This window comes from Microbulbifer variabilis ATCC 700307, assembly GCF_000380565.1.
Classification (GTDB): Bacteria; Pseudomonadota; Gammaproteobacteria; order Pseudomonadales; family Cellvibrionaceae; genus Microbulbifer; species Microbulbifer variabilis.
The window spans coordinates 47,745-59,255 of the sequence record NZ_AQYJ01000026.1; the positions used below are offsets into that span (position 1 = coordinate 47,745).

Sequence of the window (11,511 nt, forward strand, 5' to 3'; positions counted from 1 at the left end):
TCAGTAAAAAACCCGTTGAATTATGTCTGCTGTCTTATCAGCTAACCCAGGTGAAATAGACTCCCTGTTACCGGCAATGTTAAGAACTTTCGGCCTCACAAAATTTATAAAATCGCGGATTTCAACAATGCAATTTCGCCATGGATTCACCAAAATACAGGGCTTACCCAATTTCTGGCAGTAATATAGAGTAAGGGCAGTTCCATCACTACTAGGCATTGTCGCAAGGATCAGAGTTGCATCAGAGTTTTTAACATTCTCCTCGGTGCGCTCCTCATAGTTTGCCGAATGACTTTCTACCAACCCATAAGATTTCAACATCTCTGGCCTGGCACCTTCCTCAGTCAAATAACCCAGTGGTGCGCAGCCTCCAGTAGGAATCCCTACACGTTTGGCGCCTATCAACCCACCAACATCTGCTCCGGTTTGCCCCCCACTGATAATTTTCTTTGGCCAAAACATAAATTGAACCTCCTCTCATATTCAGGAGCCAACAAACAACCAACGACATTTATAGCCATCTAATCGGTTAAAAGTAAGGCGCAGCTTCGTATGAAATCCACACCCCTCAAAAGGGGTAAGAAATCACTCTCGGAGGGCTAATTCATACGCGAAGTATTACTCTACCGTTACTCGCTGCCATCGCTACTCGACATAGCTACTCATTGGAGAGACCGTTATTGAGTTTTCAAATTCAATGGCTTCTAGTAAATTCACATTCTTCGTATTTACAAAAGCTATATATGTAGGAGTAGATGGACCAGACGTGTAACGATATAGAATAGTACCTTTCGGGAGAGATCCGACAGCTTCAGGTGTTTCTTACAGCCTCAGTGACTCTGTGACTCTGTGACTCTGTGAGCTTCATGGGATCATTTAGAAGCTCATGCCCTTCCATAACACGCCTAAAACAAAACCAATCGCAACAAACACTACTACATACAGTAAACGAAATATCACTCTGCCTCCCTATAAGCATAACCCTGCCACCAGGGTGCGACTTGATTTTCATACAACTTGCAGGAAACTAAATACGCGACGAATGCTAAAAGCATAGGAAAAAATAGTTCAATCACATGATTGTGCCTGGCATCAGGCGGGCGACGGTGACACCCCACCTAGCCCGATCATGTACGTCGCTCAAAATATACCCAGAGATAGAGAAAACCTACCATTTTACCAATGGGAAAATTAAGCAGGCAAAAAACAGATTTCTACCTGGCTATATTTGTATACAAGCAGTTTTTAAGGATAGATCGGGCCCCACTCAGGGTTATTAACAATCACAACCTTTATTGGCGGTTTCCGCATAGGTGAAATATAGCAGTATTAGATCGTCCTACAGGCTATAAAAAAGCCTGTGATATTGCTTATGTAAGAGACTTAATTTCACCGCCTAGAATCCATAATAGAAAAGGTGAACCTCTAAATAACCCCGCCAAGCAGATCTGAAAAACCACAAAGATATTGTGAAACTATTCAGAAGTTACTAATTTCAGATCTACCTCCCCGTTGAAATCTTTATCGGCACCCCCTACGTTAGGCGAGCATTACGCTAGGCAAACTCATGAACTACTATCTGATACTAAAAACTCTGCATATCCTCTGTGCGATTATCATCCTGGGTACTGGTACCGGCATTGCCTGGTATACCTTTCGCGGCTGGCTATCCGGAGACTCACAGGTCCTCCGCTGGGTAAGCCGGGAAACTGTAGCCGCCGACTGGATATTTACCGGTAGTGCTGTACTGGGACTATTGGGCAGCGCTATTGGTATGCTGACAATCAATCCAGTCTGGATGCAGCAAGCTTGGTTGCAAGTTGCTACGGGGCTCACTGCAGTTATGTTCCTGCTGTGGTTACCAGTGGTGTACTTGCAGTATCAGTTACGCGCTCATACAGACAGTGGGTCATGCAAGAGGAAAACCGGTAAAATTATGCGCATCTGGTGTTTGCTTGGGGCTACCGCATTTCCAATAACGGTAGCTATTGTCTACCTAATGGTGGCCAAGCCCGCATTGTAATCTACTGCGCCCAAATCATAATCAAGTGGCACCCAATCACCAGCCAGGTCACCCTGCTGCGGGTGCGAAAATACTGTTCGCGCCCGGGTAGATTTGGATTCAGCCGCGCCTCCATCCAGGCAACAAAAGCAAAGCCGATAGCCAGAACAGGAAGCCCCCAAGAAGTTTGGTATAGCAACATCCCTACCCACCCAAATAGAGCTACCAGGTTGCTGAGTAACACCAGGGCAATTCGGTGAGGATGGCCAGGGCGATTCAGTGCTCCTCCCCACCAAATACCGCAGAGGAAGCTGAGAATAACCACGCTATATGCGGAAAAAAACAGGCGCCCATCAATACCCAGCAGTGAAATTTCCAGCGACTGCAGCAATATGCCTATGACAAAGGGAGCAAGCCCCAAATATGCCAGGGCATCAAACAGGCGGGTATCCACTACAGGTTGTTGATAGCCATGACTATCCATGTTGTCTAAGCTTCCTGTTCAGTCCGGCAAGAAACCTCCAATTAGAACAACTAGTTTAGTGGCACGAGATCAAGCTTATGGAAGAAGAACACAAAGTCGACGTCAAACAGGCACTGCGGGTCTTCGATCGAGCCACCAAAGAAGGGCAAAAGGAGGCCGATGGCTGGCATTTCCAAGGGCTGACGATGAGCACCGACTTTGACGGTTATACGGTTTTTATCAATTCACCCAAGGTAAAACTAACCGTCTTTTTCCATAACAAATATTCGGTAGACTATGAAAACAGCAGAGATCTTGGGGAGTTTCTTAAATTAATCGCCAGCCTCGATAATAACTGAGAGTCAGTGCTCCGGCACTCCGCTGTGAAAGCGGAATTCACCATCGCTACTTTGGACCAAATCCCTCTCCACTTCCAACAGGGCCTGCACCCGGTGCTCGATATCTTCACCCGCGGCCTTCTTGGCAAGGTGCAGATAGTCACGGAAATGGCGGGCCTCAGACTTCAACAGAGACAGATAAAACTTCTGTAGCTCTTCATCCAGGAAAGGGGCAATCTTGGCAAAGCGCTCGCAGGAGCGCGCCTCAATAATCGCACCACAAATCAAAGTATCGACCAAACGATCCGGTTCAGTAGTGCGCACTTCCGCGCGCAGACTCGCCGCATAGCGGGAAGCGCTTACATGGGGATAGGCAATGCCACGCTTTTCCATGATGGCCAGCACCTGCTCGAAATGGCGCAACTCTTCGCGAGCCAAGCGCGACATTTTGTTCAGCAACTCAAAGTCATTCAGGTAGCGGAACATCAAGTTGAGCGCGGTGCCCGCCGCTTTCTTTTCACAGTTCGCGTGGTCAACCAACATCATTTCAGGCTCGGCCAGCGCCGCTTCAATCCAGGCATCCGGGGTTGAGCACAGCAGGAATTCATGGATAGCGGAAAGGTTGGGGACTTGGGCACTCATAAGATAGATATTTCAACTGGAGTAAATCACTTGGCGCGGGATTATAGCGGCCTGCTCAAAGAAACGCAGGCTTATCCGCTAAGTCACCTTTGACTCCCCCTACTATTGACCACAGCCGGCACCGGCAGAAGGTACAAATTAATATCCAGCTCAGGATATTCAGATTGATAACGGTTTATTAAGTGAATTAATATAGATTTTCAAAAACCCTCCAAAACAATGTCAATGAAAGATCACCGCGAATTGGCCCGCACAATCGCCCCTTTACTGGAGCAGCTCCACAGTAGCGCAGGGCAATTGCGCGAATCTCTGGAGCAACTGCAAAGTGCGGGCAAGCCCTGGCAGCATTACTTATTGCAACCTCAGTTCGCACAGGAGACAGCCCTGGCTCTAGGGCAAAGTTTCGAACAGCCATTTTCACTGGCTGGCGCTCTCTATACCCAGCTGGACTATGCAGAGCCAGTGGATTCTGGCAGCGATGCCCGCGCAACCCTGCAGCTTCCCGGGCTTCTCGCAGTACCCCAAAAGACATTGAGGCTGGCACAGCAGCTTAATACCCATAAAGAGAGCTTTAGTGCGGCTATTGCCGATTTCCGGGCGGTACTTGGGGAGCGACCAGTGGCAGAGAGAGATCGCACGGTGCGGGAGGTACTGGCAGATGCCGGTTTCCCCCGCGCCCACCTGCGCCAGTGCTATCGGCTGGTACTGCTTTGCGCCAGGCGGCCCGATGCCATCACCCTTTCCTGGATAAAGGCACGCAAATCGATTCGCAAGGTGAGTGTAAAGTGGTGTGAAAAGAAACTGGACCAGCTGGACCCGCTAGGGTCTGATCCCGGTATTCAATACCAGCGGCAGCTACTCGCTGACCTGCACAAGAGCCAACAGGATGATTTGCGCCAGGTACAAGTGCAGAGCCGCCCCAACCTTCAGGTGGCAGAGATTTTTTATAGCCATGAACCCGGAGAAGAAGATGAATACCATCAGGTTGGTTATTCATCCATGCCGATCCTGGTGGAGGGAAATGAGGCCGGACAGCTGCCAGAGTTTACCCGGGTGGATCACCAGCCCAGCCTGAGTCGGCGCCGCCAAAGGCGCGATCTGGCGCTCTCTACCGAGGCATTCCTTCCCGCACTGCGGGTATTCTTGCGGGAGCAGAGGTAAAATCCTGGGAGGTCGCTTTTTCATTTTTAGAAACTATAACAATCCAATAGAAAACCCAGCTCTCAGTTTCGCTACAAGTTCTACTTGGACAGGCCGTGTATTTTCGAGAAGTACTGGCACCCCACCACGCAATATCAGCCCTTGATAACGCCGGGAGCAACAAAACGCTGGTAGTAGGCAACTGATAAAGCGTAAAAATCCTCATCAATATGCTGGCGTACCTCTACCAGGGGCACGCCACGTGCCTGGGGCGTTGGGCTCAGGCCGTATTCTCGTAAATCATTAATTTGGCTGGCGCCCGCACGCAACAATTCGAACACCCAGCAATAAGGGCTCTGGCTGTCATCAAATCGGATTTGTTGATGATACAGCTGCGCCACAAAGCGCTTTTCATCAACAATCTCTAACTGGCTGCGCACCGCATTCACCAAATAGCCCTCACGCCGCTCAGCAATAATACGGCGCTGTTCCTCGGTATAGGCATTCCAGTCGATCACTTCGTGGGCAAATCGCTTACAGCCTCGGCAAACATCGTCGCCTATTCCCGTTGAGCAAACCCCAATGCAGGGTGTGCGGACTTTTTTGTACATCGATTAACCAGTTGCAGCCATCCAGGCCCCCATGGCCTGGATCAATATTGCGCGTAGACTATTTTGTTTCGACCGGCAAGAAAAGTGTTAAGGCGATTACTACCATACCTACTAAAATTCACTCCATTAATAGTCGTAATTCACTTAAATTATTGATTTTTCGATAAACTTAACAGCAGTAAGGCTTTCCTGTAGTATTCGCCACCCGCCTTCAGCGGCCTCGAAAAAAAAATCCCAGCAGCCTGTGATGCATAGACTGGGAATTACACCCGCTGATGGTGCCACCCCACACACCGAGAGGGACTTATCCGTGCTTGAAGCCTATCGTAAACACGTCGCAGAACGCGCCGAACAGGGCATTCCACCGAAGCCGCTCGACGCCGAGCAAGTAGCTGGCCTGGTTGAGTTGCTGAAAAATCCGCCAAAAGGCGAAGAACAAGAATTAGTTGAGCTGCTCACTCACCGCGTACCGCCAGGTGTTGACGAAGCAGCTTATGTTAAAGCCGGTTTCCTGTCCGCCATCATTAAGGGTGAAGCGGAAACCCCACTGATTGATCGCAAGCAGGCTGTAGAGCTGCTGGGCCAGATGCTGGGCGGCTATAACATCCACACCTTGGTTGAAATGCTCGACGACAAAGAGCTGGCTGAGCTGGCTGCAGAGCAGCTGAAAGGCACCCTGCTGATGTTCGACGCCTTCCACGACGTGGAAGAAAAAGCCAAAGCCGGCAACGAACACGCCAAAGCAGTACTGCAGTCCTGGGCCGATGCCGAGTGGTTCACCAAACGCAACAAAGTGCCTGAGAGCATCAAAGTTGCTGTATTCAAGGTAACCGGCGAAACCAACACCGATGATCTGTCCCCGGCACCCGATGCCTGGTCCCGTCCAGACATCCCCCTACACGCGCTGGCCATGTACAAAATGAAGCGCGATGGCCTGGAGCCGGAAGAAGCTGGTGTTACCGGCCCGCTGAAGCAAATTGAAGAAGTTAAAGCCAAGGGCCTGCCCGTTGCTTTCGTTGGCGACGTAGTGGGTACCGGCTCTTCCCGTAAGTCCGCCACCAACTCCGTTCTCTGGTACTTCGGTGAAGAAATGCCGGGCGTACCCAACAAGAAAGGTGGCGGTATTTGTATCGGCGGTAAAGTTGCCCCGATCTTCTACAACACCATGGAAGATGCCGGCGCGCTGGTATTCGAAGCTCCCGTTGACGAACTGGGCATGGGCGACGTTATCGAGATCCGCCCATACGACGGCAAGATCCTGGCGGAAGACGGCAAAGTACTGTCTGAATTCCAGCTGAAGTCCGATGTACTGCTGGACGAAGTTCAGGCTGGTGGCCGTATCAACCTGATTATCGGTCGCGGCCTGACCGGCAAAGCCCGTGAAGCCCTGGGCCTGGCGCCTTCCGAGCTGTTCCGCAAGCCAGAACAGCCCGCCGACACCGGCAAGGGTTACACTCTGGCACAGAAGATGGTTGGTAAAGCCTGTGGCGTTGAAGGTATCCGTCCGGGCACCTACTGCGAGCCGAAAATGACCACTGTGGGCTCCCAGGACACCACTGGCCCCATGACCCGTGATGAACTCAAAGACCTGGCCTGCCTCGGCTTCTCCGCCGACCTGGTGATGCAGTCCTTCTGTCACACTGCGGCCTACCCCAAGCCCGTCGATATCGACACCCAGCACACCCTGCCGGACTTCATCATGAACCGCGGTGGTGTTTCCCTGCGCCCGGCTGACGGCATCATCCACAGCTGGCTGAACCGCATGCTGCTGCCGGACACCGTAGGTACCGGCGGTGACTCCCACACCCGATTCCCCATGGGTATCTCCTTCCCGGCAGGTTCCGGTCTGGTAGCTTTCGCTGCCGCAACCGGTGTTATGCCACTGGATATGCCCGAGTCCGTACTCGTGCGCTTCAAGGGCGAAATGCAACCTGGCATTACCCTGCGTGACCTGGTACACGCCATTCCTCTGTACGCCATCAAGCAGGGCCTGCTGACCGTAGAGAAGAAAGGTAAGAAGAATATCTTCTCCGGCCGCATCCTCGAGATCGAAGGCTTGGAAAACCTGACGGTAGAGCAGGCTTTCGAACTGTCTGATGCCTCCGCCGAGCGCTCCGCAGCTGGCTGCACCATCAAGCTGTCTGAAGAGACCATGTCTGAGTACCTGCGCTCCAATATCACTCTGTTGCGCTGGATGATCGCTGAAGGTTACGGCTCCAAGCGCACCCTGGAGCGCCGTGCGCGCGCCATGGAAGAGTGGCTCGCCAACCCGAAACTGATGGAAGCGGACGCCGACGCGGAGTACCTGGAAGTCATCGAAATCGATCTGGCCGAAATCAAAGAGCCGATCGTTTGCGCCCCGAACGACCCAGACGACGCTCGCCTGCTGTCCGACGTTGCCGGTGACAAAGTAGATGAAGTCTTTATCGGCTCCTGTATGACCAACATCGGCCACTTCCGCGCTGCCGGTAAGCTGCTGCAGGAACACAAAGGTGGCATTTCCACCCGTATGTGGATCGCTCCGCCCACCAAAATGGACGAGCACCAGCTGATGGAAGAGGGTTACTACAACATCTATGGTGCATCCGGTGCCCGCACCGAAATGCCCGGGTGTTCCCTGTGCATGGGTAACCAGGCACGTGTGGCCCCTGGCAGCACAGTGCTGTCCACCTCCACCCGCAACTTCCCCAACCGCCTGGGTGACGGTGCTAACGTATACCTGACCTCCGCCGAGCTGGCTTCTGTGGGCGCCATTCTGGGTAAACTGCCGACTCCGGCTGAGTATCAGGAATACGCGAAGAATCTGGATTCCATGTCCGGCGAAATCTACCGCTACCTGAACTTCGACCAGATTGAAGACTTCCAGAAGTCTGCCGAAGAAGGCAAGCGCATTGCCGCTACTGAGATCCAGGACGTTGCTGTTTAAGCAGTAGCTCTGCCTTATGGAAAAGCCCTGTCATTTTTGGCGGGGCTTTTTTGTTTGTGCCTACAGTACTAACAATCAGTAGCCAACAATGAGAGGGTGCTATTCAGGCAGCCACTGCTTATTCCCACTACGCCCTGCCACAGGCTATCTCTCCGCTTCCAATAACTGGCAGGTCACCTCGGCTACAGAGGTCCACCTCAATATTCAGCAATACTCAAAAACAAGTAACAGCTATATATTGAATGAAACATCTACCTTTCAGTGAGAAAATCAAGAAAAGGGCGGGCCTGTGAGATGGTGAATTCTCCTTTCGCCATTATCTTAAACGACTATTCCCTGAAAATTTTTATAAGTTGATTCTTATAGAAAACCAATGGGATAAGGAAACCGATAAAAGTAACAATTCCATCTACAAAAAAGGCCCTATAAATACCGGTTTCAAGGTCATGAGCAACGGCAAGAATAGTGGCATTGATACCAAGAGCAATTGCACCACCAAGAAACCTAAACATATAAATTACAGCACCCGCAAGACTGGATTCTGCTGGATCGACAACGGTAACAGCAGCAGTTACTACCGCAGGGCTATAGATTCCCAAACTTGTGCCGATCAAAAGTAACGCGGGCACAAACTGAAAGTAACTCATCTCCCCTTTGAGCGTTGACAGCCAGAAAAGGCCGATACTCATGCCTAAAGCTCCAACGCATATCAACAGCCTTGCCCCCAACTTTTCATGCAGGAATCCAGAAATAAAAGCAAAAACTCCCGAAGTTACCATCATTGGCAATAGCGCAACCCCTGCCTGAAGAGCACTGTAATGATGCACACTAATAAAAAGTAACGGAATATAAACAAGCGTTGCAAAGAAAGCTGCCGCCACTAGCATTACGCTAAATCCGGCGGATAAAAAGCTGGCATTTTCAATTAAACCCAACGGCACAAGAGCATTAGTTTTTGCCCTTTTCTCTGTATAAACAAAAGCCAAAAATAACAATATGAAAGCCGACAGCAAAAGTAAAACCAGAAAGTTTTTAATACTGTATTGCGCCAGTACATCCATTGCCAGCAGAAAGCAAAACAGTGAAATGGAAAGTGCCAACATACTTAAGTAGTCGATATGATTATTAACCTTGCCAAACGTATCCACTGGGTACTTATTCCACCCAAGAAGAAAGACTAGCAATGCGATAGGTACATTAATAAATAGAATCCAGCGCCAACTTAAGTACTCCGTGAAAAAACCACCCAACACAGGGCCACAAGCAGTAGCCAGGCCAAGTGCAGCCAGGATAAACCCCCCGGCAAAACTCGCCCGCTCCTGCGGCAAAAGATTGTACGCCATCCCGAGAACTGCGGACCATATCAGGGCTCCTGCAAGTCCCATCAGGGCACGACAGAGAAACAACACCCAAAGCTTCTCCGCCAAGCCACCTGCCAGAGAAGAAATAGCAAAAATGAAAACTCCCACAAAAAAAATACGCCGGCGGCCATAAATATCTGCAAAACGGCCACTCGCCACTATTATTACGCCATAAATCAAAGAGTAGGCATTAACTACCCAATGGATTGTCGCAATATCACTAGAAAAGCTATGAGCAATAGCCGGGAGTGCTGGAGAGAACGCAGTGAAATCACCCGCCACAAGGACAACGGCCAGAAAAAGTACCGACAGCCCCCAATAGTGCTGCCGTGACAACGGACTATTATAACGCCCCATCACTTTGCTCTAGAAACCATTCAATATATCTTAAACATTTTACACCACCCTTTCCTCCCAGTTAAAAATAATTGCTTTAACTTTTATGTACAGATACCAATAACACGATATCTCGCCAATGGAAATTAAACAAACACATAAACTATGCAAACAACTCCCCGCAGACAAGATATAAAAATCAACTTAGCGCTATAAATGAAAGCCACTACCGTTTTAAAACTTCACATAAAAGAACGACAAGACCCCACAGCGCATTACTGGAGATAAAAGAGAAGTTCACAAGAACAACACACCAACAGATTGAAATCAGGAAAACCTAGCGGCCTAATATAAAACCAAATAAATGCATTAACTATTCATAAATTTCGACGTGACACATCGAAGTTAAAATCGCTATGACTGTAATGCTACTCGCCGTTCACACTTAAAATGTCGGAATAACGGTTGCAGAAAATATGACTGATCCCCCTTGCATGCACGCTCGACAGTATCACTGTGTTCATTGTCCAGGGTGTAATTGAGGTAACCACTGGTTCTGTCGATCACCCTTTATACGTCATCCACAGCAACCTGGCAGTTTTCACATGAGTACCGATCACTTCCACAATTAAGGCCAAAAGCAATTTGGCCGGGACCTGAGAGCCCACGTCAGCTTCTATCCAGCAATAGAAATCACGAGGCTCCCCAGGCACTCGAAGAAACAGCAAGAGCAGATTTCAAAGCATCGAACTTCTCTGCTTTGCTATAAAAATAATATTTGCCCCTCTTTAGTTTTCTTTAAGGCGAACATGGTATAATCCTTGAGACCAAATCTCACCCCATGACTGTGAGCAGGAAGAGAACTTTTCTTCGTCAAACCATAAAGTCCCACTCTTACCAGTTGCATGAGCTGTGGTTAGAAGAGAAAAAGTAACCTTACACGATTCTTGCTTGAATCCACCCTCTATATCTTCTGTGACTCTGCAAAGTGCGACACTATGAAAATTTGTGCCATTTCCGCTATCTTTTATACCAGCATTAACATTTCCGTTTGCAGCAACTTCTACTGAAGTTACTTTACCAGTACATTCAGTGCCAGAGTAAGCATTTCCAGTAGCAAAAATAAGTCCCAGCATGGCAAGCTTTCCAGGATTCACAATATATTTCTTTAAATTACTATTTATATCTACTTCGAGCTATAGTCAAATTCGTCGTTAAAGGGATTGAAAGATTTGCCCTATCTACTTGATACTGTCGCCAAATAACAAATCAGTTTTTGGGTGCGACCCATAAAATAAAACATCAAGTTTGACACTTTAGATCTATAAGAGATGGTCGATTGGTTATTAGAGCCAATACACTAAAAAGAGAGCTATTGCAGATTATCGAGAAAAGTAAACCAACCACTTTCTTGAAAGTATTTCGTGTGCGCTATTTAGATGGTGATCTCTAAATCGTAGCGCACAATGGTCCCTACCGGAGATTAATTTTCAATTCAGTAACACTGGTGGTGCTTATAGTGCGCAGTAAAGCTTATCAGACACTACTATGTAGTAGCTTGACAGGAGTTTTGAGGATAACCACTAACCGCAAATTATGTAGTGTAGTAAAAATTAAATTAGGGTATAGAGGGAATTGCATTGCGTACTTGCTAGTTGACCCTCTTATGACTTTTACGATTTAAATATCAAT

General features: G+C 48.9%; 10 protein-coding genes. 4 read left to right on the plus strand and 6 right to left on the minus strand.

Going from position 1 to position 11,511, the window contains the following annotated elements:
• Positions 1-462 (minus strand): YpsA SLOG family protein, encoded by a 462-nt coding sequence (locus G367_RS0111005; RefSeq protein ID WP_020413184.1) that lies wholly within the window; start codon positions 460-462, stop codon positions 1-3.
• A 1,105-nt stretch (positions 463-1,567) separates the two neighbouring features.
• On the opposite strand from G367_RS0111005, the gene G367_RS0111010 reads away from it, so the two are divergent.
• The gene (locus G367_RS0111010; protein ID WP_020413185.1) at positions 1,568-2,023 is read left to right on the plus strand and encodes a DUF2269 domain-containing protein; all 456 of its coding nucleotides are present in this window, start codon (positions 1,568-1,570) and stop codon (positions 2,021-2,023) included.
• 1 nt (position 2,024) lies between these two features.
• Here G367_RS0111010 and G367_RS0111015 read toward each other — a convergent pair whose 3' ends face one another.
• Positions 2,025-2,486, minus strand: a complete 462-nt coding sequence (locus G367_RS0111015) for a DUF3429 domain-containing protein (protein ID WP_020413186.1) — start codon at positions 2,484-2,486, stop codon at positions 2,025-2,027.
• Positions 2,487-2,563: 77 nt separating this feature from the next.
• Between G367_RS0111015 and G367_RS0111020 the strand changes: the two genes are divergently transcribed.
• A complete protein-coding gene (locus tag G367_RS0111020) occupies positions 2,564-2,824 on the plus strand; it encodes a DUF3081 family protein (RefSeq protein WP_020413187.1) in 261 nt (86 codons plus the stop codon).
• Positions 2,825-2,827: 3 nt separating this feature from the next.
• On the opposite strand, the gene G367_RS0111025 is transcribed toward G367_RS0111020, so the two are convergent.
• Positions 2,828-3,445 carry a MiaE family protein gene (locus tag G367_RS0111025; RefSeq protein ID WP_020413188.1) on the minus strand — a complete coding sequence of 206 codons (618 nt, stop codon included), beginning with the start codon at positions 3,443-3,445 and terminating at the stop codon, positions 2,828-2,830.
• A 225-nt stretch (positions 3,446-3,670) separates the two neighbouring features.
• On the opposite strand from G367_RS0111025, the gene G367_RS0111030 reads away from it, so the two are divergent.
• On the plus strand, positions 3,671-4,606 hold the full coding sequence (locus tag G367_RS0111030; RefSeq protein WP_020413189.1) for a hypothetical protein: 936 nt from the start codon (positions 3,671-3,673) through the stop codon (positions 4,604-4,606).
• A 134-nt stretch (positions 4,607-4,740) separates the two neighbouring features.
• Here the strand turns inward: G367_RS0111030 and G367_RS0111035 are convergent, their stop codons facing one another.
• Positions 4,741-5,196 carry a DUF1289 domain-containing protein gene (locus tag G367_RS0111035; protein WP_020413190.1) on the minus strand — a complete coding sequence of 152 codons (456 nt, stop codon included), beginning with the start codon at positions 5,194-5,196 and terminating at the stop codon, positions 4,741-4,743.
• Positions 5,197-5,506: 310 nt separating this feature from the next.
• On the opposite strand from G367_RS0111035, the gene acnB reads away from it, so the two are divergent.
• The gene (gene acnB / locus G367_RS0111040; RefSeq protein ID WP_026305073.1) at positions 5,507-8,122 is read left to right on the plus strand and encodes a bifunctional aconitate hydratase 2/2-methylisocitrate dehydratase; all 2,616 of its coding nucleotides are present in this window, start codon (positions 5,507-5,509) and stop codon (positions 8,120-8,122) included.
• A 329-nt stretch (positions 8,123-8,451) separates the two neighbouring features.
• Here the strand turns inward: acnB and G367_RS0111045 are convergent, their stop codons facing one another.
• Both G367_RS0111045 and G367_RS0111050 read right to left on the minus strand, forming a co-directional pair.
• Entirely contained in the window at positions 8,452-9,840 is a 1,389-nt protein-coding gene (locus tag G367_RS0111045) for an MFS transporter (protein WP_020413192.1), read from the minus strand.
• Between the two features lie 767 nt (positions 9,841-10,607).
• Complete coding sequence (locus G367_RS0111050) at positions 10,608-10,976, minus strand: hypothetical protein (RefSeq protein WP_157533477.1); 369 nt, start codon at positions 10,974-10,976, stop codon at positions 10,608-10,610.
• Positions 10,977-11,511: the final 535 nt, after the last annotated feature.

What these genes read in the sequence shown, in the direction of transcription:
- G367_RS0111005 (WP_020413184.1), bottom strand. Translation starts at nt 462, where the DNA reads ATGTTTTGGCCAAAGAAAATTATCAGTGGGGGGCAAACCGGAGCAGAT.
- G367_RS0111010 (WP_020413185.1), top strand. Translation starts at nt 1,568, where the DNA reads ATGAACTACTATCTGATACTAAAAACTCTGCATATCCTCTGTGCGATT.
- G367_RS0111015 (WP_020413186.1), bottom strand. Translation starts at nt 2,486, where the DNA reads ATGGATAGTCATGGCTATCAACAACCTGTAGTGGATACCCGCCTGTTT.
- G367_RS0111020 (WP_020413187.1), top strand. Translation starts at nt 2,564, where the DNA reads ATGGAAGAAGAACACAAAGTCGACGTCAAACAGGCACTGCGGGTCTTC.
- G367_RS0111025 (WP_020413188.1), bottom strand. Translation starts at nt 3,445, where the DNA reads ATGAGTGCCCAAGTCCCCAACCTTTCCGCTATCCATGAATTCCTGCTG.
- G367_RS0111030 (WP_020413189.1), top strand. Translation starts at nt 3,671, where the DNA reads ATGAAAGATCACCGCGAATTGGCCCGCACAATCGCCCCTTTACTGGAG.
- G367_RS0111035 (WP_020413190.1), bottom strand. Translation starts at nt 5,196, where the DNA reads ATGTACAAAAAAGTCCGCACACCCTGCATTGGGGTTTGCTCAACGGGA.
- G367_RS0111045 (WP_020413192.1), bottom strand. Translation starts at nt 9,840, where the DNA reads ATGGGGCGTTATAATAGTCCGTTGTCACGGCAGCACTATTGGGGGCTG.